16 protein-coding genes are annotated in these 22,138 nt (G+C 76.7%); 6 read left to right on the forward strand and 10 right to left on the reverse strand.

Annotated features, from left to right (window positions below):
- Nucleotides 1-1,626 carry a sensor histidine kinase gene (locus tag CELF_RS03220; protein ID WP_013769815.1) on the reverse strand — a complete coding sequence of 542 codons (1,626 nt, stop codon included), beginning with the start codon at nt 1,624-1,626 and terminating at the stop codon, nt 1-3.
- On the reverse strand, nt 1,623-2,351 hold the full coding sequence (locus CELF_RS03225) for a response regulator transcription factor (RefSeq protein WP_013769816.1): 729 nt from the start codon (nt 2,349-2,351) through the stop codon (nt 1,623-1,625). Before CELF_RS03225 ends, CELF_RS03220 begins: the two co-directional genes overlap by 4 nt.
- A gap of 117 nt (nt 2,352-2,468) precedes the next feature.
- On the opposite strand from CELF_RS03225, the gene CELF_RS03230 reads away from it, so the two are divergent.
- Nucleotides 2,469-3,218 carry a type 1 glutamine amidotransferase gene (locus CELF_RS03230; RefSeq protein WP_013769817.1) on the forward strand — a complete coding sequence of 250 codons (750 nt, stop codon included), beginning with the start codon at nt 2,469-2,471 and terminating at the stop codon, nt 3,216-3,218.
- A 189-nt stretch (nt 3,219-3,407) separates the two neighbouring features.
- On the opposite strand, the gene CELF_RS03235 is transcribed toward CELF_RS03230, so the two are convergent.
- The 3 genes from CELF_RS03235 to CELF_RS03245 all read right to left on the reverse strand — a co-directional run bounded on the left by CELF_RS03235 (nt 3,408) and on the right by CELF_RS03245 (nt 7,881).
- Nucleotides 3,408-4,184, reverse strand: a complete 777-nt coding sequence (locus CELF_RS03235) for a PspA/IM30 family protein (RefSeq protein ID WP_013769818.1) — start codon at nt 4,182-4,184, stop codon at nt 3,408-3,410.
- An 85-nt stretch (nt 4,185-4,269) separates the two neighbouring features.
- Entirely contained in the window at nt 4,270-6,261 is a 1,992-nt protein-coding gene (locus CELF_RS03240) for a TPM domain-containing protein (RefSeq protein ID WP_013769819.1), read from the reverse strand.
- Between the two features lie 138 nt (nt 6,262-6,399).
- On the reverse strand, nt 6,400-7,881 hold the full coding sequence (locus tag CELF_RS03245) for an Ig-like domain-containing protein (protein WP_013769820.1): 1,482 nt from the start codon (nt 7,879-7,881) through the stop codon (nt 6,400-6,402).
- A gap of 366 nt (nt 7,882-8,247) precedes the next feature.
- Here CELF_RS03245 and CELF_RS03250 point away from each other — a divergent pair, with 366 nt between their 5' ends.
- Nucleotides 8,248-8,736, forward strand: a complete 489-nt coding sequence (locus CELF_RS03250) for a hypothetical protein (RefSeq protein ID WP_126297657.1) — start codon at nt 8,248-8,250, stop codon at nt 8,734-8,736.
- Between the two features lie 369 nt (nt 8,737-9,105).
- Here the strand turns inward: CELF_RS03250 and CELF_RS03255 are convergent, their stop codons facing one another.
- Both CELF_RS03255 and CELF_RS03260 read right to left on the reverse strand, forming a co-directional pair.
- A complete protein-coding gene (locus tag CELF_RS03255) occupies nt 9,106-10,752 on the reverse strand; it encodes a DNA repair helicase XPB (protein ID WP_013769821.1) in 1,647 nt (548 codons plus the stop codon).
- Nucleotides 10,749-13,439 carry a helicase-associated domain-containing protein gene (locus CELF_RS03260; protein WP_013769822.1) on the reverse strand — a complete coding sequence of 897 codons (2,691 nt, stop codon included), beginning with the start codon at nt 13,437-13,439 and terminating at the stop codon, nt 10,749-10,751. Before CELF_RS03260 ends, CELF_RS03255 begins: the two co-directional genes overlap by 4 nt.
- A 136-nt stretch (nt 13,440-13,575) precedes the next feature.
- On the opposite strand from CELF_RS03260, the gene CELF_RS03265 reads away from it, so the two are divergent.
- The 4 genes from CELF_RS03265 to CELF_RS03280 all read left to right on the forward strand — a co-directional run bounded on the left by CELF_RS03265 (nt 13,576) and on the right by CELF_RS03280 (nt 19,437).
- Nucleotides 13,576-14,817, forward strand: coding sequence for a M20 metallopeptidase family protein (locus CELF_RS03265; RefSeq protein WP_013769823.1), 1,242 nt, complete (start codon nt 13,576-13,578; stop codon nt 14,815-14,817).
- Nucleotides 14,818-14,973: 156 nt separating this feature from the next.
- Nucleotides 14,974-15,354, forward strand: a complete 381-nt coding sequence (locus CELF_RS03270) for a cold-shock protein (protein WP_013769824.1) — start codon at nt 14,974-14,976, stop codon at nt 15,352-15,354.
- A 1-nt stretch (nt 15,355) separates the two neighbouring features.
- Complete coding sequence (locus CELF_RS03275) at nt 15,356-16,312, forward strand: DUF3027 domain-containing protein (RefSeq protein WP_013769825.1); 957 nt, start codon at nt 15,356-15,358, stop codon at nt 16,310-16,312.
- Complete coding sequence (locus CELF_RS03280) at nt 16,309-19,437, forward strand: sacsin N-terminal ATP-binding-like domain-containing protein (RefSeq protein WP_013769826.1); 3,129 nt, start codon at nt 16,309-16,311, stop codon at nt 19,435-19,437. The genes CELF_RS03275 and CELF_RS03280 overlap by 4 nt, the downstream gene beginning before the upstream one ends.
- Nucleotides 19,438-19,482: 45 nt before the next feature.
- Here the strand turns inward: CELF_RS03280 and CELF_RS03285 are convergent, their stop codons facing one another.
- From CELF_RS03285 to flgL, 3 genes are all read right to left on the reverse strand, one after another.
- On the reverse strand, nt 19,483-20,697 hold the full coding sequence (locus CELF_RS03285; protein WP_013769827.1) for an EAL and HDOD domain-containing protein: 1,215 nt from the start codon (nt 20,695-20,697) through the stop codon (nt 19,483-19,485).
- Between the two features lie 100 nt (nt 20,698-20,797).
- Entirely contained in the window at nt 20,798-21,229 is a 432-nt protein-coding gene (locus CELF_RS03290) for a flagellar assembly protein FliW (protein ID WP_013769828.1), read from the reverse strand.
- Entirely contained in the window at nt 21,226-22,137 is a 912-nt protein-coding gene (flgL, locus tag CELF_RS03295; protein WP_013769829.1) for a flagellar hook-associated protein FlgL, read from the reverse strand. The genes CELF_RS03290 and flgL overlap by 4 nt, the downstream gene beginning before the upstream one ends.
- Between the last annotated feature and the right edge of the window lies 1 nt (nt 22,138).

Raw genomic sequence — 22,138 nt, forward strand, 5'->3', positions numbered from 1 at the left:
TCAAGCCTCACGCCGATGGTCGGGACGCGCCATCGTAGATCGTGCCGGCGACACCGGGTGGTGGGGTCCGTCACCTGGGTCCGGCGCCACCGGCAGGGCGACGTGCACCGTGGTGCCGCCGCCGGGCGTCTCGTGCAGCCCGACGGTGCCGCCGTGCGCCGTCACGATGGCCGCGACGATCGCCATCCCGAGCCCCGCGCCCCCCGAGTCGCGGCCCCGCGACGCGTCCACCCGGTAGAACCGCTCGAACACCCGCGCCGCGTGCTCGGGGTCGATACCGGGTCCGTGGTCGCGCACCTCGAGGACGCCGCGGCCGTCCCGCACGCCGACGGCGAGCTCGACCGGCGTGCCCTCCGGCGTGTGCCGCACGACGTTCCCGACGAGGTTCGCGACGACCTGCCGCAGCCGCGCCTCCTCGCCGCGCACGACGCACGCGCCGGTCGTGCCGCCCGCGTCCAGCGGGACGAGGCGGGCCGTGCGCGACGGGTCGAGCGCGCGCAGGTCGCTCACCGCGTCGGCGGCGAGGACCGTCAGGTCGACGGGGTCGTGCCGCAGCGGCCGGTTCTCGTCGAGCCGGGCCAGGGCGAGGAGGTCCTCGACGAGCGTGCCCATCCGGGTCGCGGAGTCCTCGATCCGGCGCATGGTGTCGTCGACCTGCGTGCGCTCGGTGAGCGCCCCCATCCGGTACAGCTCGCCGTACCCGCGGATCGTCGCCAGCGGCGTGCGCAGCTCGTGCGACGCGTCCGCGACGAACCGGCGCATCCGCGCCTCCGACGCCGTCGACACCCCGAAGGCCTGCTCGATCTGCGCGAGCATCCCGTTGAGCGCGTCACCGAGCCGCCCGACCTCGGTCGTCGGCGGGGCGGTCGTGACGCGGCGGGACAGGTCGCCGGCCGCGATCGCGGCGGCCGTCGCCTCGATCTGGCGCAGGGGACGCAGCGACCGGCGGACCGCCCAGCCGCCGGCGAGGACGCCGAGCCCGAGGATCCCGACCCCGGACAGGAGCAGGGCGAGCGTCATGCTCTTGACGGTCGAGTGGATCTCACCGAGCGGGAGCGCCACGACGACCGAGCCGACGACGCGGGCGGAGCGCTCCAGGTACACGGGGTACGCGACCGCACGCCAGCGGGAGTCCTCCTGCGACGACGCGATCGTGAACGGCTCGCCCGCACGCTCGGCGGCCTGCGACGGCGTCAGCTCGGGCAGCCGCGGCACCCCGTGCGCGTCCACCGCGGACCCGCCGCTCGCCCAGCGGGTGCCCTCGGTCGTCGTGAACGCGACCGCGTAGTCCGTCGGCAGGTACGCGTCCTCGTCGGGCAGCTGCTCCGTGAGGACCGTCCTGGCCAGCGTCTTGGCGAGGCCGACGCCCTCGGTGACGAGCTTGGCGTCGACCTGGGCGACGAGCGTACGGCTCAGCAGGGTCGCGCTCGCGGCGCCCGCGAGGAGCAGCCCGAACGCGAGCAGGACCGTCATGATCCCGACGAGCCGCCCGACGAGCGGAACGGTCGACCACCACGCCTGCACGCCGTCGCGCACCCGCCGCACGCCGGCCCGGGGCGTGGAGGCGCCGGTGGCCTCCGGTCCGCCGGCGGGGCGGGTCGCCGTCGTCGGGGCGGTGGACGTCATGACGGCTCGCGCAGCAGGTACCCGACGCCGCGCTTGGTGTGGATCAGCGGGGGCAGGCGGTTGCCGTCCGCGTCGGCGAGCTGGTCGATCTTGCGGCGCAGGTAGGAGATGTACGACTCCACGATGTTCGCGTCGCCGCCCCAGTCGTACTGCCACACGTGGTCGAGGATCTGCGCCTTCGACAGCACGCGGCCCGGGTTGAGGATGAGGTAGCGCAGCAGCTTGAACTCGGTGGGCGACAGCTCGACCGCGTGGCCCGCGCGCGTGACCTCGTGGCTGTCCTCGTCGAGCTCCAGGTCGGCGTACCGCAGCACGCTGGACGAGTCGTCGAGGCCCGCCGACGTGCGGCGCAGGATCGCGCGGATGCGGGCGACGACCTCCTCGAGGCTGAACGGCTTCGTCACGTAGTCGTCGCCGCCGACCGTCAGGCCCTGCACCTTGTCGGCCGTGTCGTCGCGCGCCGTGAGGAACAGGACGGGCACGTGCTGGCCCTTCTCCCGCAGCCGACGCGTCACGGTGAAGCCGTCCATGTCGGGGAGCATCACGTCGAGCACGACGAGGTCCGGCTCGACGTCCCGGGCCAGCCGCAGCGCGGCACCCCCGTCCGCGGCGGCGTGCACCTCGAAGCCGGCGAACCGCAGCGACGTCGCGAGCAGCTCGCGGATGTTCGGCTCGTCGTCGACGACGAGCAGGCGGGCCTCGGGGTGGGCAGGCGCACCGGTCATCCCCCCAGTGTCCGCCCGTTGCCTGGGCGTCGCCTGGGAGCCGCCTGCACGGGCGTTCGTCCGTCCAGGGCAGACGTCCTCCTGGACGACCGACCGGAGCCGGTACGGTGCTGCCTCGTGACTGCTGCCACGGACCTCACGAACCCCGTGCTGACCGTCGTCCAGCTGGACGCCGGCGTGCCGCTCGACCGCTTCGCGAACTGGCTCGACGGCCTCCGGGTGCGCACCGTGCGCGCGTACCTCGGCGAGAGCGTCGGACCGGTGGGCGAGCTCGACGGCCTGCTCGTCCTGGGCGGGCAGATGTCCGCGCTCGACGACGCCCCGGGCGTGGCCGCCACGCGCGCGCTGCTCGCGGACGCCGTCGAGGCGGGCGTGCCGACGCTCGGCATCTGCCTGGGCGCCCAGCTGCTCGCCGTCGCGACCGGCGGTCGCGTGCACGTCGCCGCACCGCCCGGGCGTGAGTCCGGCGTCGTCGACGTCCGCTGGCGGCCCGAGGCCGTCGGCGACCCCGTCGTGGGCGCGCTCGTCGACACCCGCGAGCCCGAGGACCACCGCTCGACGCCGCTGCCGAGCATGCACGCCGACGCGATCGTCGACCTGCCGCGCGCCGCCGTGTGGCTCGCGCACTCGCGGCAGTACCCCTACCAGGCGTTCCGGGTCGGCTCGGCGTGGGGCGTCCAGTTCCACCCCGAGGCGTCGCCCGCGACGCTGCACGCGTGGGCGGAGCTGCACGACGACGTCGACACCGCGGCCGTGGACGCCGCGACCGCCGAGCACGACGCCGCGGTCGCCGTGGCGGGCTCGACCATCGCGCGGGCCTTCGCGGGCGTCGTGGGCGCGCGCGCCGCACAGCGCACCCCCGCCTGAGGCACGCCGCCCGACGCACACCCGTCTGACGCACACCCGCCTGAGGCGCACCCGCTCGACACGGCCGCTGCGCCGCCGACCGCGCGTGCCGGCGCTCGGCGACGCGTCCCGGACGACGACGGCCGGCCCCCGTGAGGGAGCCGGCCGTCCGTGCCTCACCGCCCGGCCGTGGGCCGCGGCGTCACGGCGTCACTGCTCGGGCGGGGCCTCGAGCTGGGGCGTGACCGGGATCGTGCCCAGGGCCTGCGGTGCGCCGCCCTGCTTGAGCGCCGCGAGGCGCGCCTCGACCTCGATCTGCGCACCCGAGGCCTCGAGCTCCGCGAACTGCGAGTCCAGCGACGACGCGGCCAGCTCCGCCTGGCCCATCGCCATGGCCTCCTCGCGCCGCACGCGCTCCTCGAACCGCGCGAGCTCGCTCGTCGGGTCCAGCACGTTGATCGAGCTGATCGCGGTCTGCACCGTCTGCTGCGCCTGGGCGGACTTCTGCCGGGCGACGAGCGTGTCGCGGCGCTGCTTGAGCTGGCCGAGCTTGTCCTTCATGAGCGCGAGGCCCGACTTGAGCTTCTCGACGGTCTCGCGCTGCGACGCGATGAGCGGCTCCGCCTCGCGGACCTCGCCCTCCGCCTGGATCTGCTTGCCGAGCGCGACCTTCGCGAGGTTGTCGAAGCGGTCGGCCTTCGCCGTGTCGCCCGTGGACCGCGCCTGGTCGGCGGCCGTCGACGCCGCGAGCGCCTTGCCGCCCCACTCCCGCGCGGCCGCGACGTCCTCGTTGTAGTCCTGCTCCGCCAGGCGCAGGTTGCCGATCGTCTGCGCGATCGCCTTCTCGGCCTCGGCGATGGAGCTCGTGTAGTCGCGCACCAGCTGGTCCAGCATCTTCTGCGGGTCCTCGGCCTGGTCGATCAGCGCGTTGATGTTCGCGCGCGCGAGCTGGGTGATCCGTCCGAAGATGCTCTGCTTCTCGGTCATCGCCTCGTGCCTTCTCTCGTCGTGCCTGCGTCGTGCGTGCCCGGGGCGTGCCCCGGTCGTTCACCTGCGTCCCGTGCCCCGGCGGTCAGAACCCTCCGCCGAAGCCCCCGTCGCCGAAGCCGCCGCCGTCGAACCCGCCGCCGTCACCACCGCCGAAGCCGCCACCGCCGCCCCAGCCGCCGCCGCCGCGCAGGATCGAGTCCAGCAGGATGCCGCCGAGCACCATCCCGCCGACGCCGTTCACCGCGTCGCCCATCCCGCGCCCACGCCCCGTCGACTGGTACCGGTACGCGTCCGCCTGCTCCACGTCGGCCTGTGCCAGGTGCCCCGCGTCCGCGACGAGCTGCTCCGCCCGGCGCGCCGACTCCAGCGCCGCCTCCGGCTCGGTGACCGCCTGGTCCTCGGCGTGCCGGTACAGCCGCTCCGCCTCCGCGAGCCGGGTGCGTGCCTCGGGGCCCACCGCGCCGCGGCGGGTCGCGACGAAGTCGCTCGTGGCCCGCAGCGCCGACCGCAGCCGGCCGAGGGTCTCGCCGAGGAGCTGGCGGGCGCGGTCCGCACGCTCGCGCGCCTCCCGCAGCGGGGCGAGCGTGGCGTCGATCGCCGCCTCCGCCTCCGAGATCGTGCGCAGCGCGGCCAGCGGGTCGCCCGCACCCGTGCGCGCCTCGCGGGCGGTCGCCACCGCGGCGTGCGCGGCCTGCACGCGCGGCGCGACCTCGGGCCGGGCCGGGCCAAGGCGCTCCGCGTCCGCGATGTCCGACGTGATCGACGCGATCGCCGCGTCGAGCCGCGGTCCGGCCGACGCGAGGTCGCTGCCCGCGTGGTCGACCGCGTCGAGCAGCACGCGCACCTGCCCGAGGGCCTCCTCGGCCGCGCGTGCGTAGCGGACGGCCGTCGCGCGGTCCCCGGTCCCGAGCGCGGCACGGCCCTGCGTCAGGGCCGACGTCACCTCGTCGAGCAGCAGGCGTGCCTGGTCCGGGTTGAGCGTGACCGACGCGAGCGCCGACGCCGGGTAGCGGGCCGCGAGCGTCTGCAGGGTCGCCCGTGCGGTGTCGACCCGCGCGGCCAGGGTGGTCGCCTCGCGCTCGTGCGCGTCGAGCGCGTCGCCGACGCGCGCCTCGACGTCCCGCAGCTCGTCGAACGCCGACTTCTGCGCGTCGAGGTCCGCCGCGACCTGCGCGACCGTGCGGATGATCCGCGTCGCCGTCTCCCGCACCTGGGGCTCGGTGTCCGGGATGTCGTCGTCGAGCGTCTGGCGCAGCCGGAACGCCTCCGTGACCCGCTGCTTCGCGCCCGCCAGGACCTGCTCGAACTCGCGCGTGGCGTCCGGCCCGAACTGCGCCTGCGCGAACCCGAGCTCCTCCTCCGAGGAGCGCAGCGCGTCGTCGATGCGGACCAGCGCCGACGACGAGCGCTTGTCGAGCTCCGCCGTCGGGAGCGCCGCGAGCTCGTCGACCGGTCCCGCCGCCTGCGGCTGCGGGGGCGGACCGAGCTGCTTGTCGCGACGGCGCCGCGCGAGGAACGCGGGCAGTGCGAACAGGGCACCGATGACGACGAGGCCGATGAGCAGCACCCAGACGAAGCCGCCGCCACCGCCGCCGCCCGTCGCGGAGCGCTGCAGCGACTCCGCGGCCGCGATCGCCGCGCCCGCCCAGTCGTCCGCCGCGAGACGGTCCTCCGCGGCCGTCGCCGCCGCCTGCACCTCGCCGGAGGACAGCTCGCCCGACTGCTGCGGCACGAGTGCGTACCGGCGCGCCTCGGTCGCGACCGCCAGCACGAAGTCCGACTCGCCCAGCCCGGACTGCTCGGCCGTCGCCTGCGCCCAGTCGACCGGGCTCTGCCCCGCGAAGTCCGCCACGTACACGACGTACAGGTCGTACGGCGTGGCCTGCGAGAGCTCGTCGAGCGCCGCCTGCACCTCGCCCTGCGAGCCGCTCAGGGCGCCGACCTCGTCCGTGACGTCCGACGTGAGGGTCAGCGGGTCGGCCGCGGGCAGCACGAGCGCCGACGCGGGGGCGGCGGCCAGGCCGACCGCGGCCACGGCGGTCACGAGCAGCGACGCGCGAGTCCGGGAGCGCACGCGACGATCCTTTCTCAGGGTGGTACCCCTCGCAACGAGGGCGGGCAGGTCGTGGTTCCCCCGCACCCGAGGGGCCGCCCCCGCCCGGAGACGACGACGGGTGGCCCCGGTCGTCCAGGGCCACCCGCCGTCGTGCTGTCAGGCGCCGGTGGCACTCCGTCGACGCGCCAGCAGGAGCGCACCGCCGACGGCCACCGTCACGGCCGCGGTGGCAGCCAGCGCCCAGGGCTCGGCCCCGGTCACGGGCAGCGTGCCGCGGGCTGCGGGGGCGGCGAGGGTCACCGCCAGCTGCGACCACGAGCCGCTCGTCCCGCCGATCGCGAGGACGTGGTGCGCGCCTGCGGCGGCGCCCACCGGCACGGTGACGACCAGCCGGGCCACGCCGGCCGCGTCGGCCACCGCCGTGCCCAGCAGGATCGGGTCGGAGTGCAGGTAGAAGGCCACCGTCTCGCCCGGGGTGAAGCCGCGGGCGACCATCTCGGTCGACGTGCCCGGTGCGAGCGACGTCGTCGCGGTCGCGACGGTGCCGGACGGCTGCGTCGTCGCGCGCTCCGGCTCGCCGGTGACCACGACGGTGAGCGTCCGCTCCACGGCCGCCACGCCCGGCGCCGCGGGAGCGGAGACGGACAGCACGTGCGTCCCGGGCTCCAGCACCGGAAGCGTGACGTCGATCGAGGTGCGGGCGGACAGGTCGGTGACCTTCGCGAGCACCGTGCCGCCCTCACGGATCGTCACCGGCGACGCCGGCCGGACGTCGCCGAGGCCGAGGCGGACGACGGCGGGCGTGCCGACGGTGGTCGTCACCGACGCGGGGACGGTGAGCACCGGGACCGCGTCCGGGGTCGGCGTGACGGTGGGCGTGGGCGTGGGGGTGGGGGTGGGCTGCTGGGGCTCCTCCGGCGCGGGTGCGACGACGAGCGGGACGGCGCTGTGCGCCTGGTTCGCCGGCAGGTAGGAGTCGTCTCCCGAGTACGCGACCGTCATCGCGAACGTCCCGGGGGGCGCGGCGGGAAGCGTCACGGTCGCGGTCCCGTCGTGCAGCGTGACCGGGGAGGGCGTGGTGTACGGCTCGTCGCTGTCGAACGAGAACACCGAGACGGTCCCCGTCGGCGTCGCGCCGGCTCCCGTCACGTGCACCTCGTACGCGGGCTGGGCGCCGGCGATCGCCTGCTCCGGCCCGGCGAGCGTGACGTGCGCGCGGGCCCTGGCGGCCTGCGGCGCGGTCGGGTCGTCCGCGCTGAGGACCGTGACGTCACGGACCGTGCTCGTCGGCGCGTAGGCCGCGTCGCCCGAGTACGCGAACGTCAGCCGGTGGATGCCCGGGGTGAGCGTGCCGAGGTCGAACCACGCCCCCCCGAACGCGTCGAGGGGGAGCGTCGTCACCGGGTCGCCGGCGGCCGTCGTCACCGCGATGCTGCCTGTCGCGTACGCCGCGCCCGCGGCGCGCCGCACGAAGACGGCCTGGCCCGCGTCCTGGCCCGAGACCACGGGCGACTGCCACGTCCCGGAGATCTCGCTGGGCGCGACGGTCGTCGCGGCGACCGTGGGGGCGCCCGCGAGGGCGAGCACGGCGAGAGCGGTCGCGACGGCGGCCGCTCGACGCACGGGGGCGAGATGCATGGTGGTCCTTTCGACAGCACAGTTGCCGCGACGAACTTTTCTGGCCGTCGACCGGCTGCGGCAACGGACTCACCCGGTCGCCGAGGGCGAACCGTGCCGTCACGTCACCGACGGGAGGAATGTCCCGACGTGAGGTGCGTCACGCCCCCGGGCCGACGTGTCGGGCTGCACCCGGCCGCGAGAGGCCTCAGGACGCCGCTCCTCGGACAACCGGGAGCGGGTCGATCCGCAGGTCAGAGGGGGTCTCGCGTTGACCTGGGCGCCGCGCGGGTGGGAGCCTTCACGCACAGCCCACGCCCAGGGAGCACCCAGGAGCGTCGAGGGGCGAGCCGAGGTCCTCGCCGGACGACGAGAAGGGCAGTGCGCGTGCCGCCGAGCAGACGGACAGGACTCGTCACGGTCGTGGTCCTCGCGCTCGCCGGTGTCGTCGCCGTCGCACCGTCGGCCGGGCGTGCCCTGACCGCGGCCGTCGTCCTCGCGGAGCCGAGGAGCGTCGGTGCGGAGAACGGCCCCGTCGACGACCCCGCGTCCCCGGCGCCGGCCCCGACGGGCGACACCCTCCTGACCGCCGCGTCGCCGGTGATGACCGGCCACGCCGGGATCTGGCACGCCGGGACCGTCGCCCAGCGGGTCGAGCACATCGTCGCGACCGTCGTCGAGGAGTCCGTCGACGCCGTCGTCGTGACCGTGCGCAGCTGGTGCGACGCCGCGTCGTCGTGGTGGGAGGAGACCGCACCACGCTGGGTGCAGCGGGTCGTCGCGCAGGGGCGCGCCGTGCGCGAGCTCCGCGAGACGGTGCAGGAGGTGCGCGGGAGCGTGCGCGAGGTGCTGCACCTGGACGTCGCGACGGGCTGAGGGCCTCAGCCGAGCGGGCCGTCGCGCTTCCCTGCGGTGCTCGAGATCGCTGTGCTGGTGGTCGGATCTCGACTTTCGTTCCGTGAGCGGCGGGTGCCTGCGGCCCCCACCGCTCACCGCACTGCGTCGAGATCGCTGTGCTGGTGGTCGGATCTCGACTCCGTTCCGTGAGCGGCGGGTGCCTGCGGCCCCCACCGCTCACCGCACTGCGTCGAGATCGCTGTGCTGGTGGTCGGATCTCGACTCCGTTCCGTGAGCGGCGGGTGCCTGCGGCCCCCACCGCTCACTGCACTGCGTCGAGATCGCTGTGCTGGTGGTCGGATCTCGACTCCGTTCCGGTGAGCGGCGGGTGCCTGCGGCCCCCACCGCTCACTGCACTGCGTCGAGATCCTCCGCGTCCAGGATGGAGTAGGCGTAGCCCTGCTCCGCCAGGAAGCGCTGGCGGTGGGCCGCGAACTCCTGGTCGACGGTGTCGCGCGCGACGACCGTGTAGAAGTGCGCGGTGCGGCCGTCCTCCTTCGGGCGCATGATGCGGCCGAGCCGCTGCGCCTCCTCCTGGCGGGAGCCGAACGACCCGGACACCTGGATCGCCACGGAGGCCTCGGGCAGGTCGATGGAGAAGTTCGCGACCTTGCTCACGACGAGCTTCGTGATCTCCCCGGCGCGGAACGCGTCGAACAGGCGCTGGCGCTCGCGGACCGGCGTCTCGCCGGTGATGAGGTCGGCTCCGACGTGCTCGGCGAGCTCGTGGAGCTGGTCGAGGTACTGGCCGATGACGAGCGTCGGCGCACCCTCGTGCTGCGCGACGATGCGCTCGACGACGGCATTCTTGCCGGCGGCGGTCGCGGCGAGGCGGTACTTGTCCTCGGGCTCGGCGGTCGCGTAGAGCATGCGCTCGTGGTCCGGCAGCGTCAGGCGGACCTCGACGCAGTCCGCGGGCGCGATGTAGCCCTGCGCCTCGATGTCTTTCCAGGGCGCGTCGAACCGCTTGGGGCCGATGAGGCTGAACACCTCGTCCTCACGACCGTCCTCGCGGACCAGCGTCGCGGTCAGGCCCAGGCGGCGGCGGGCCTGCAGGTCGGCCGTCATGCGGAAGATCGGCGCGGGCAGCAGGTGGACCTCGTCGTAGACGACGAGGCCCCAGTCGCGCGCGTCGAGCAGCTCGAGGTGCGAGTAGACGCCCTTCCGCTTCGTGGTCAGGACCTGGTAGGTCGCGATCGTGACGGGGCGGATCTCCTTGCGGGCACCGGAGTACTCGCCGATCTCGTCCTCGGTGAGCGTCGTGCGCCTGACGAGCTCGTCCCGCCACTGCCGCGCGGACACGGTGTTGGTGACGAGGATGAGCGTCGTCGTCGACGACCTCGCCATCGCGCCCGCGCCGACGAGGGTCTTGCCCGCGCCGCAGGGCAGCACGACGACGCCGGACCCGCCGTGCCAGAACGACTCCACCGCGTGCTCCTGGTAGGGGCGCAGGTGCCAGCCGTCCTGGGCGAGCTCGATGGGGTGCGCCTCGCCGTCGACGTACCCGGCGAGGTCCTCGGCGGGCCAGCCGAGCTTGAGCAGCACCTGCTTGAGGTGGCCCCGCTCGGACGGGTGGACGACGACGTCGGTGTCGTCGAGACGCGCGCCCAGCAGGCCGGCCGTGCGCTTGGAGCGGGTGACCTCGGCGAGCACGGCCGGGTCGAGCGCGTGCAGGACGAGGCCGTGCACCGGGTCCTGGACGAGCTGGAGCCGGCCGTAGCGGGACATGGTCTCGGCGACGTCGACGAGCAGCGCGTGCGGCACCGGGTAGCGCGAGTACTCGAGCAGGACGTCGACGACCTGCTCGGCGTCGTGGCCGGCGGCGCGCGCGTTCCACAGGCCCAGCGGCGTCAGCCGGTACGTGTGCACGTGCTCCGGCGCGCGCTCGAGCTCGGCGAAGGGGGCGATGGCCCGCCGGCACGCGTCCGCCTGGTCGTGGTCGACCTCGAGCAGCAGCGTCTTGTCGCTCTGCACGATCAGCGGGCCGTTCGTCACGTGGTCTCCTCCGCCTCGTCGGCGTCCGTGGGGCCGCCCGGCGTGCCGGGCGGGTCGTCGTCGGCGCGGGCCACCGACGCGATGCGGTGCACCGCGACCGTGAGCTCGGCCTCGCGCGCGGGGTCGACGGCCCGCAGCCGCCCACCCTCGACGTGCACCGGGCGCAGCAGCCGCCGCTCCGGGACACCCTGCGGCCCGACGAGCTCGACCCAGACGGTCGAGCGCTCGACGGCCGCCTCGCGCAGGAGCACCAACGCCGCGACCGGGTCCTGTGTTCCCTCGCCCGCGGCCGTGGTCGGGTCCATCGGCCGGCGCGGGGCCGCGGCTCCGTCGGGCGCGGGCCGGGCCGACCCCGCCGACCGGGCGGGCGTGGTCGCGCGCGACGCGTCGGCGGGTCCTGGGGGAGCGGACGGCGCCGCCTCGCGCACCGCCCGGCCGGGCGTCGCCTGCGCGTCGCCCGCGTGGCCGGCCGTGCCCGGTCGCCGGGCGTCACGGGCGTCACGGTCGCGTGCCGGGCCGGTGCTCGCCCGGGTGGCGGGAGCCGTCACCTGCTCCGCCTCGGCGCGGCGCAGCTCCGGCACGAGCGCGGCGAGGCGGTCGTCGGGCAGCGGGTCGCGCACGCCGTGCGTGGCCGTCGTCGCCGCGACCGCGCCCGCACGACGGCGTGCCGCCGCCGCACCCCGCCGCCCGACGCGCCGCACCACCGGCGCGAGGTGCAGCACCTCGCCGTCGCGCCCCTCCGTGACGGGGGCCAGGCCGTGCGCGCGCAGGGCGTCGACCAGCTCGCGCGTCGTCGCCTGCGCGGCGAGCACGGTCGGTGCGAGCAGGACGAGACCCAGGTCGGCCAGCCGCGGGTCGTCGGCGAGGCCCGCGAGCAGCGCCGGGTCGTCGGCGCGGACGTAGCTCGACGCGGTCCCCGCGCGCAGCCGGCCGTGCCGCCGGGCGGCGTCCCGCACGAGGTACACCAGGGGCTGCGGCAGGACGCCCCGCGCGTGCGCGCCCAGGTCGGCGAGCAGCTGCTCCGCGGTCGCCCCCGCGTCGAGCGCGCCGCGCACCGAGTCCGGCGTGAAGCGGACCGTGAGCGCGCCGCCGCGTGACTCGACCTGGGCGGTCGCGTCGAGCAGCGCCTCCAGCGCGGGGCTGGGACGGCCCGGGACGATGCCCGTGAGGTCGCCCTGCAGCAGGACCTCGTCGACCGCGGGGGGCAGGGCTGCGGCGAACGCGGCGGCGGGCGCGTCACCGTCGTCGCGCGCGCCGTCGACCCGGTCCGAGCCGCCGGGGCCCGTCCCGCCCGAACCGCCTGCGCCCTCGCCCTCCGCGGCGACGAGCAGCGCGCGGCCCGCGGGGGACAGCGCCCCGGCACCGACGACGCCCAGTCGTCCCGCCTCGGAGAGCACCGCCGCGACCGCGGTCTCCGGCGGGACCGAGCGCGGCGTCCGCCAGCGCAGCGCGTCGAGGACCTGGTGCGTCGACGGTGCCGTGCCCTCCGGCAGCGCCGCGAGGACGCCGAGGACGGCACGGCGCAGACGCGGCGCCCACGCGCGGTGCAGCTCGGGGTCGAGCGCGGCCCGCACCGTCCCGCGCTCGTCGCGGCCGCCCACGAGCCACGGCGTCCGGGGCGTCGCCAGCCAGGTGCGCGCGAGCACGGCCCAGCGCTGCGGGACGTCGAGCGCCGCCCAGTCGTCCAGGTCGAGGGTCGGCGCGAACGCGGGCGACTCCTCCCCGTCGTCGGCGACCAGCCCGGCCGCCCCCGCGAGCTCGACGACGAACGCGGCCTCCTGCTCCTCGACGTCGAGCGCCGCCGCGACGCGCCGCAGCTCGCGCACGCCGAGCCCGCCGGACCGCAGGACCGGCGCCGGCTGGCGCTCCCACAGGTGCGCGAGGCGGCTCACGTGACGGACGAGGTGCTCCCCGGCGGCGACCGACTCCGCGGCGACGAGGCCGGGGTTGCGGTGCGGGGCGTCGGGGGCGGGCGGCGGCAGCGCGGGGGCGCGGTGCGTGCGGCCGCCGCGCAGGACGAGCGCGACCCGTCGTGGCAGGACGACGTGCCGGCTGTCGCCGTGCGCGAGCAGGCCCCGGCGCAGGAGCCACTGGACGGCGGCGGCCGTCGCGGTCGCGTTGGTCGGGGCGAGGCCCACGGGCGGCCCCCACAGGAGCGCGTCGACGACCTGGCGCGCGCCGGCCGGGGCGTCGTCGAGCAGGGCCCGCACCGCGGCGGGGTCGTCCGGCAGGGCCGGGGCGGGCGCGTGGCCGTCGGCGCGGCGGTGCTCGGCCGGGGCGAGGCCCGCCGGGTAGGGGCCGAGCAGCTCCGCGAGCCCCGGTGCCGAGTGCCACGGGCCGTCGACGTCCTGCGGCGCGGCGGGGTGCACCAGCGCCCGGGCGTGCGCGTCGGCGAGCGACGCGGCGACGTGCGCCTGCGCCGCCGGGTCGGGCCCGCCGACGGCGGCACGCAGGTCGTCCGTCGTCACCGGCCCCGGGTCCTCGAGCGCGACGACGGCCTCGAGGACCTGCAGGACGCCCGCGTCGACCGCCGCCAGGGCCCGCTCCAGGCTCGCGCGGCTGGTCGCGCGGACCGCGAGCGAGGACAGCGTCGACGGGGACGGCGACGCCAGGTCCGGGCGCAGCCGCAGGAGGGCGACGAGGTCGTCGTCCCCGCACGAGCGCAGGTACCCGGTGAACGTGGCCATCCGTCCCACGATACGTGCGCGGCACCGCGCGGGGCCGGGCGCGCCCCCGGACGGGCGAGCGGACGGGCGAGCGGGCGGGCGGCCCACGCGCGGCGCTAGCGTGCGAGGACACCCGTCGCCCGCCCCGGAGGCTCCCGTGCCCGAGCAGGACCCGCCCGTCCCGACCGCGCCGTCGCCCGCGCTCGCCGCGCTGCTGGCCGACGCCCGCGCGCAGCACGACGAGGTCGTCGCCCTGCGGCACGCGCTGCACCGCGTCCCGGAGATCGGGCTGGACCTGCCCGCGACGCAGCGGCTCGTGCTCGACGCGCTCGACGGCCTGGGCCTCGAGGTGCGCACCGGGACCGCGCTGTCGTCGGTCGTCGCGGTGCTCCGCGGCGCGCGCCCCGGGCCCGCGGTGCTGCTGCGCGGCGACATGGACGCGCTGCCGGTCGCCGAGGAGTCGGGCGAGCCGTTCGCGTCGCAGCGACCCGGGGTCATGCACGCGTGCGGGCACGACCTGCACACCGCGGGGCTCGTCGGGGCGGCACGCCTGCTCGCCGCCCGACGCGACGAGCTTGCGGGATCCGTCGTCCTGATGTTCCAGCCCGGCGAGGAGGGCGACCACGGCGCCCGGCTCATGATCGACGAGGGCGTGCTCGACGCCGCCGGGGAACGGGTCGTCGCGGCGTACGGGCTGCACGTGCTGTCGTCGCTGCTGCCGAGCGGGGTCCTCATGTCGCGCCCGGGCCCGCTGCTCGCGGCGGCCGACACGGTGCGCGTCACGGTGCACGGCCGCGGCGGGCACGGGTCGATGCCGCACCTCGCCGCCGACCCGGTGCCCGTGGCCGCCGAGATCGTGCTCGCCCTGCAGGCGATGGTGACGCGGCGCTTCGACGTGTTCGACCCCGTCGTCGTGACGGTCGGGCACCTCACCGCGGGGACCACGGACAACGTCATCGGCACGAGCGCGCTGCTCGAGGCGACGGTGCGCACGTTCTCGGGGGCGACGCACGCCGTCGTGCCCGAGCGCGTCCGGCAGGTCTGCGAGGGCGTCGCGTCGGCGCACGGCCTCACCGTGACCGTCGAGTACCAGCGCGGCTACCCGGTGACGGTCAACACCGCCGCCGAGGTGGACCGCGCGGCCCGCGTCGTCACCGACCTGCTGGGCGCACCGGCGTGGGTCGACGCCGCGCAGCCGCTGCCGGGCGCGGAGGACTTCTCCTACGTGCTGCAGGAGGTGCCCGGCGCGTACCTGGCGCTCGGCGCGACACCGGCCGGGGCCGACCCGGCGACCGCCGCGTACAACCACTCCGCGCACGCACGGTTCGCCGACGACGCGCTCGTGGCCGGGCCCGCCGTGCTCGCGGCGCTCGCGCTCGACCGCCTCGCCGAGGGCTGACGCCCGCCCGACGCCTCCCCGGACCGGCAGGCGCCGAGCCGGTGCTCCGGCCGGTAACCTGGAGGGTCAGTACCCGTCGGTCGGCGGGTACCGGCAGTACGACGAGTACCCGTCAGCACCGGACGTTCGCGTCACCATCGAAGGACAGGGGTTGCCGTGCCCACCGGCAAGGTCAAGTGGTTCGACACCGAGCGCGGCTTCGGTTTCATCGCCGACGACGACGGCGGCGAGGTCTTCCTGCACGCCTCCGCGCTCCCCGCAGGCGTCACGCCCAAGCCCGGCACCAAGGTCGACTTCGGCGTCGCCGACGGTCGCCGCGGCCCGCAGGCGCTGTCCGTGAAGATCCTCGACCCGCTGCCGTCCGTCGCGAAGGCGGCCCGCAAGCCCGCCGACGACATGGCCGTCATCATCGAGGACCTCATCAAGGTGCTGGACCGTGTCGGCAACGACCTGCGCCGCGGCCGGTACCCCGAGAAGGCCCGCGCCACGCAGTACGCCACGCTGCTGCGTCGCGTCGCGGACGACATCGAGGCCTGACGTGGCTGCTGCGACCAAGGACGCCGTGCTCGGCAACGCCGTCGACCTCGCTCGCGAGGTGGCGATCGGCATCGCCGCGGACCCCGCGGACGTCGGCGAGTACCTGGGGCACGTCGTCGAGGGGGAGCGGCTCGTGTCGCACCGCTTCGCGTGCGCGGCCCGGGGCTACCGCGGCTGGGAGTGGACCGTCACCGTGGCCCGCGTGCCGCGGGGCCGGACGCCCACGGTGTGCGAGGCGGAGCTGCTGCCCGGTGACGACGCGATCCTCGCCGCGACGTGGGTGCCGTGGTCGGAGCGCCTGCGCCCCGGTGACATCGGCCCCGGCGACGTGCTCCCGTTCCGCGCCGACGACCCCCGGCTCGAGCCCGGCTGGACGCCCACCGGCGACGAGGAGCTCGACTCCGTCGCCATCGACGAGCTCGCGCTCGCTCGCGCACGTGTGCTGTCCCCGCAGGGGCGCGACGAGGCCGCCGAGCGCTGGTACCGCGGCTCGCGCGGACCGACGGCCGCCGGCGCCGTCGCGTCGCAGGCCGCGTGCTGGTCGTGCGGGTTCCTGGTGCCGCTGCAGGGCGCGCTCGGGACCGTGTTCGGGGTGTGCGCGAACGAGTGGTCGCCCGACGACGGCACGGTCGTGAGCCTGGACCACGGGTGCGGGGCGCACTCCGAGACGGACGCCGAGACGCCGCCCAGCGACTGGCCGGCACCGGACCCGCTGATCGACGAGGGCCGCCTGGAGCTCGTGGCGCGTCCCGCCGCGGCGCCCGTGGTGGACGAGGGCGTGGTGGACGGGGCTGTCGCCGTCGCTGCCGTCGCGGACGAGAGCGCCGCCGCCGTCGTCGACGAGAGCTCCGCCGCCGCTGCCGTCGAGGACGAGAGTGCCGCCGCCGACGCCGGCGCCGCCGTCGAGGACGAGAGCGCCGCGGACGCGGCCGAGCCCGGGACCGACCCGGCGTCGTGACCGCCGACGCCCTCGGCACGGCAGCGCTGCGCGCCGCGGTGCTGGGGGCGTGGCGCGCGTCCCCGGCCCGGCTGCGGGAGGACGCGAACACCGAGGAGGACCACGCGCGCGGCTACTACCGCGACCGCGTGGTGGTCGAGCTCGCGCAGAACGCCGCGGACGCGGCCGCCCGCGCGGGCGTCCCCGGGCGGCTGCTGCTGCGGCTGGTCCGGGCGCAGGACGGGACGCTCGCGCTGGTCGCGGCCAACACGGGCGCGCCGCTGGACGAGGCGGGGCTGGCGTCGCTCGCGTCGATGCGGGCGTCGTCGAAGCGCCCCGACGGGGGCACGGCGCCCGACCGGGGGGTCGTCGGCCGGTTCGGGGTCGGGTTCGCCGCGGTGCGGGCGGTGTCCGACGAGGTGTCGGTGCTGTCGACCACGGGTGGCGTGCGGTTCAGCGCGCGCGACACCGCCGAGCTCCTCGCGCAGGCGGCGGCGGACGTGCCCGCGCTCGCGGAGGAGGTGCGGCGCCGGGACGGCTCGCTGCCCGCGCTGCGGCTGCCGCTGCCCGCAGACGGCCGCCCGCCCGCCGGCTACGACACCGCGGTGGTGCTGGAGCTGCGCGACGAGGTCGCGGCGGACGAGGTGCGCGCGCTGCTGCGGGCGGTCGGCGACCCGTTGCTCATGGCGCTCCCGGCCCTGGTCGAAGTCGTGGTCGAGGACCTGACGTCGGCCGACCCGCCGCGGCGGGTCGCGGACGTGGGGCGGCGGTGGACGGTCGTGTCCGCCGAGGGGGAGCTGCCGCTGGCGCTGCTCGCGGACCGGCCGGTCGAGGAGCGGGCGGCGCGGGACTGGCGCGTGACGTGGGCCCTGCCGCACGCGGGCACACCTGCGGCCGCCCGGGTCGTGCACGCGCCGACGCCCACGGACGAGCCGTCGACGCTGCCTGCGCTGCTGGTGGCGACGCTGCCGCTCGACCCGACGCGGCGCCGCGTGGCGCCGGGGCCGCTGACGGACGCGGTGCTCGACCACGCGGCCGCGGTGTACGCGGCGCTGGCCCGGCGCGTCGTGGCCGACGGCGGCGACCCGCTGGCGCTCGTGCCGACGGGCCTGCCCGACGGGGAGCTGGACGGGGTGCTCCGGGCCCGCGTGGTCGACCGCCTGGCCCGCACGCCCCTGCTGCGGCGTGCGGGTGCGCCCGACGAGGTGCGGCCGGGCGGCGCGGGGCGTCGCGACGCAGCGGGACCCCCGGCGGTCCCGGTGGGCCCCCACGGCGGGGACGCGGCGGACGACGGCGCGCTCGTCACCCCGCGGGACGCGGTCGCGCTGTCGGGGGAGGCGGGCCGCGGGGAGGCGGTCGCGGCGCTGGGCCGCCGCGTGGCGGGCCTCGTCGCGCTGCCGACCGGACGGGAGGCGCAGGCCCGGACGCTCGGCGTGGACGTGCGCGGGCTCGCGGACGTCGTGGAGGAGCTGCCGGCGGTCGCGGACGGCGACTGGCCGCGGCTGTACGCGGCGCTGGAGGACCTCGCCGACGACTCGCGGGCGCGGGAGGCGCTGGGGGCGCTGCCGGTCCCGCTGGCGGACGGCCGGGTGGTGCGGGGCGCGCGGGGGACGCTCGTGCTGGACGGCGACCTCGCGGACCGGCTCGGGCCGGCGGCGCTCGACGTGCTGGCGCGGTGGGGGCTGCGGATCGTCGACCCGGCGGCCGAGCACCCGCTGCTCGAGCGTCTCGGGGCGTTCGCGGCGGACGCGGAGGGTGTGCTGGCGCAGCCGGCGGTGCGGGCGGCGGTGCTGGCGCAGGCGGACGACGACGACCTGGACGCGGCCGACGAGGTGACGGCGACGGTGCTCGCGGTCGTCGCCGCGACGCTCCCGGGCGGGCCGCCGCCGGACTGCCGCCCGTGGCTGGGGCTCCTGACGCTCACGGCGGCGGACGGGGAGCCGACCCCCGCGGACGGGCTCGTGCTGCCGGGCGGTGCCGCGGCGCGGCTGCTGGACGAGCGCGTGCTCGCCCCGGTCGCGGTCGCGGAGGTCGAGCGGTGGGGTGCGGACGTCCTGGTGGCGGCGGGTGTGCGGGCGGACCTCGTGGTGGTGCACGTGGGGCACGTCGTCGCCGACGCCGCGTCCCTGGGTGAGGATCCCGCGGACCCGTCGGTGCTCGCGGCGCAGTCGCTCGACGCGTGGGAGGACTACCTCGACCACCTCGCGCAGCGGCTCGGGCCCGGCGCGTACGTGGGGGAGGCGGTCGCGGTCGCGGACCTCGACGCGGTCGCCGAGGGGGCGTGGCCGGAGGTGCTGGCGCGCGTGGGTGCGGAGCCGGCGCTGCGGCGGGCTCTCGTCGAGCGTGTGCGCGGCGAGGCGGGGGCGACGGCGTCGTCGTACACCGCGTGGTGGCTGCGGACGCACGGGGACCTCGGGCTGGGGTCGCCCTTCGCCGCCGGCGGGCCGGACGTCGACCCGGTCGTCGCGCGGCTGCTGCCCGCACCTCCGGACGCGCTCGCGGGGCTGGACGTCGGGGTCCAGCGGGCGCTCGGGGGCGTGGCGTCGCTCGCGGAGCTCGACGAGACGGCGTGGACCGCGCTGCTCGACGCGTGGGGTCCGGTCGGTGCGGCGGTCGAACCGGACGTCGCGGCGGCGGTGTGGCGGTCGGCCGCGCCCGACCTGCCGCCGGGCCGGGTCCCGGCGCTCGTGGGGCCGGGGCGCGTCGCGGTCGTCCACGCGCAGGACGCGGCGGTCGCGTCGCGGCCGATGTGGTGGCAGCGCACGGACGTCGCGGCCCTCGTGCCGGGGACGCACGCGACGGCCCGGGTGCTGGACCTGCCGCTCGTCGAGGAGCTCGCGGGCGGTGAGGTCGGGGGCGGTGGCGAGGTGTCGCCCGTACCCGACGCGGTGCGCGCGCTCCTGCCGGGCGCCCCGGCCACGTGGGTCGAGCACGAGGACCTGACGGTCGACGGCGCACCCGTCGAGTGGTGGGTCGAGGGCGACGGCACGGGGGCGGTCGTGCACGCCGTGCACGTCGCGGGGCTCGCGGCGGGCCTGGCGCAGGCCGCGGGCCGGTGGGGCGCGCGCTACGCGGTCGAGGCGGTGCTCGTGGACCCGGCGCGCGCGGCGGAGGCGCTCGTCGACGCGGCGTTCGACGGCGTCTGACGCACCGCCTGCAGGGGTCCGGTCACCCGACGGCGGCCGGCGAGGTCAGGCGACGGCCGTGGCGAGCGCGGTCGCGGTGGCCAGGGCCTCGGGGATGGCCGCGAGGTGCACGTGCGCGACCTCGATCGGCTCGAACCCGGCCGCCATGACGGCCTGCGTGTCGTTCTCCTCGTGCGCGAGGACCGCGGCGAGCACGGGGCCGAGCGGGCCGGTCTGGTCACGCAAGGCGTCCGCGATGGCCGCCGAGACGCCGGACCGCTCGATGACGGACTCGACGGGCATCCGCAGGTGCGACGCGACCGCGGACAGCATCCCGACGGTGTACCCGGAGTCGGTCCCCGTGAGGCGCGCGCACGTGAGCGCGCGGGTCAGCACGGACCACAGCGGGCCGACGGCGGCGGTGCGCGCGTCGACGAGCGAGGCCATCGCGAGCGCGCCGAGCTGGCGCGGGCCGACGAGCACGACGGCCTGCCGGACGGAGTCGATGTGCCGGCGCAGGCCGGTTGCGCTGGAGTTGACGAGGTGCAGCACGCGCATCGTCAGCTCGGGGTCGGAGCCGACGACGCGCACGACGGCGTCCTGGTCGGGGTACTCCTCGGACAGCAGGCGGACGAGCTCGAAGCACTGCACCTCGCCCGCGGACAGCTGCCGCGTGGAGTCGGAGCGGTGCCGCTCGAACATCGGGCCCTGCAGCAGGTCGGCGCCGGCGCTGAGCGCGGCGTGGATCCGGTCGCGGGAGTCGGCGCGCTCGGCGATGACGTGCGCGCCGGCGGTCTGGACGCGGGCGACGAGGCGGTCGAGGTCGTCCAGGTGGTCGGCGACGTCGATCTTCACGTAGTCGACGACGGACAGCAGCTCGTCGTGCAGCGTGAGGCCCCGGTAGTCGCCGAGCGCGATGCCGTAGCCGAGCTCCTTGAGGCCGACGATCTGCTGGAACGCGGGCTCCTCGAGCGACATGCGCTCGGGCACCTCGACGACGACGCCGCCGCCCGCGGGGGGCAGGTCGTAGCCGCCCATCATGACGCGGGTGGTGGCGCGCAGGACGAGCAGCTTGTCGCCGCTCAGGAGGTCGGGGTCGAGGATCCGGTACTGCGCCTCGACGAGGTGCTCGACGCGCTGCTCGGGCTCGACGGACCCGTCCGGTGCCATGACGGAGGCCCGGACGGCATAGCCGAACACCGACCGGTCGGGGTGCACGATCGGCTGGCGGTGCACCACCGCGGCTCCGACGCGCAGGCCGGCAGGGTCCAGGTCGTGCATCACGGGCGCGATCCCCTCCTCGTGCGTCGTCTGCTCGCCTTCCTATCGGCAGCGCGCGGCCGGACCTGAGGGGCGGCGGGTGACGGACCCGCGTGCGGGGTCAGCCGACGGGTGCGCGCAGCGGCCAGTCCTCGTCGAGCACGCACTGCACGGCGGTGCCACGGGCGCGGTCGACGAGCACGGGTGCGAGCAGGTTCGCGGTCGGGGCGGCGTCGTCGCTGCCCGGGTGCACGACGACGAGCACGACGACGTCCGCCGGGTCGGTCCCGTCGCCGAGCACGGACGCGTCGGTGCGCGGGTGGTAGTCGGGGAAGTACAGCGTGGGGCTGACGACGAACAGGCGGACGTCGCGCGCCTCGTCGTCGCCGGCGGAGCGCAGCGCGAACAGCACACCGGCCTCGTCGAGCGCGTCGAGGACGTAGCGGGTGCGGCCCGGCAGCCCGGGCAGGGGGGCGACGAGGTGCAGCTCCGACGGCACGTCGAGGACGTCGCCGCCGACGGCGACCGGCACGGTGGTGGGTGCGAGGTTCATCGGAGGAAGTCCATCAGGCTGGGCTGCAGGACCTTGGCCGCCGCGCCGAGAGCGCCGTTGTACGCGACCTCCTGCATCTGGATCTCGAGGATGGTCTGCGCCAGGTCGATGTCCTCGATCCCGGACAGCTGCGTCTTGGTGGTGAGCTGGCTGCCGACGATGGTCTGCTGCGCCGAGCCGATCTGGTTCTGCCGGGCGCCCGTCGCGGAGAGCTCGCCGAGCATGGCCTCCATGCGGTCGTCGATCGCCGCGAGGTGGGTCGTCGGGTCACCGCCGGAGCGCAGGGTCGTGGCGACCTGGTCGAGCAGCGCGAACACGGAGGTGTCGCCGTCGCCGAAGACGGCGGAGCCGTCGGCGTCGACCCGCACGGTGGTCGCGTCGCCGACGCGCCGCTCGACGGACGCCCCGGCGACCCCGTGCCACGCGTACCTCACGGCGGCGGGGAGCGCGGGGTCCGCGCTCGCGTCGAACGCGAAGCCCGCGGCCGAGGTGCCGGCGAAGACGGTGCGTCCCGCGTAGGTCGCGTTCGCCTGGTCCATGAGCGTGCCGCGCACGCCCTCGATCTCGGCGGCGAGCGCGTCGCGCGAGGTCTGGCCGAGCCCGCCGTTGCCGCCCTGCATCGTGAGGTCGCGCGCCCGGCGCATCGCGGTGAGCGAGGACTGGAGCGCGGAGTCGACCGTCGTGAGCCAGGAGTCGCCGTCGGTCGCGTTGCGCGCGTACTGCGTGAGCGCACGCTGCTCGCCGCGCAGCCGCAGCACGTCGGACGCCCCGGCGGGGTCGTCGGACGGCACGGTGATCTTCTTGCCGCTCGACAGCTTCGACTGCAGGTCGGCCATCGACGTGAGGTTGCCCTGCAGGTTCGCCAGTGTCTGGCGCTGCACGGTCAGATGGGTCACCCGGGGGATCATC

This window comes from Cellulomonas fimi ATCC 484, from assembly GCF_000212695.1.
GTDB classification, from domain to species: domain Bacteria; phylum Actinomycetota; class Actinomycetes; order Actinomycetales; family Cellulomonadaceae; genus Cellulomonas; species Cellulomonas fimi.

What these genes read in the sequence shown, in the direction of transcription:
- CELF_RS03290 (WP_013769828.1), bottom strand. Translation starts at nt 21,229, where the DNA reads ATGAACCTCGCACCCACCACCGTGCCGGTCGCCGTCGGCGGCGACGTC.
- CELF_RS03235 (WP_013769818.1), bottom strand. Translation starts at nt 4,184, where the DNA reads ATGACCGAGAAGCAGAGCATCTTCGGACGGATCACCCAGCTCGCGCGC.
- flgL (WP_013769829.1), bottom strand. Translation starts at nt 22,137, where the DNA reads ATGATCCCCCGGGTGACCCATCTGACCGTGCAGCGCCAGACACTGGCG.
- CELF_RS03245 (WP_013769820.1), bottom strand. Translation starts at nt 7,881, where the DNA reads ATGCATCTCGCCCCCGTGCGTCGAGCGGCCGCCGTCGCGACCGCTCTC.
- CELF_RS03225 (WP_013769816.1), bottom strand. Translation starts at nt 2,351, where the DNA reads ATGACCGGTGCGCCTGCCCACCCCGAGGCCCGCCTGCTCGTCGTCGAC.
- CELF_RS03260 (WP_013769822.1), bottom strand. Translation starts at nt 13,439, where the DNA reads ATGGCCACGTTCACCGGGTACCTGCGCTCGTGCGGGGACGACGACCTC.
- CELF_RS03285 (WP_013769827.1), bottom strand. Translation starts at nt 20,697, where the DNA reads ATGCACGACCTGGACCCTGCCGGCCTGCGCGTCGGAGCCGCGGTGGTG.
- CELF_RS03220 (WP_013769815.1), bottom strand. Translation starts at nt 1,626, where the DNA reads ATGACGTCCACCGCCCCGACGACGGCGACCCGCCCCGCCGGCGGACCG.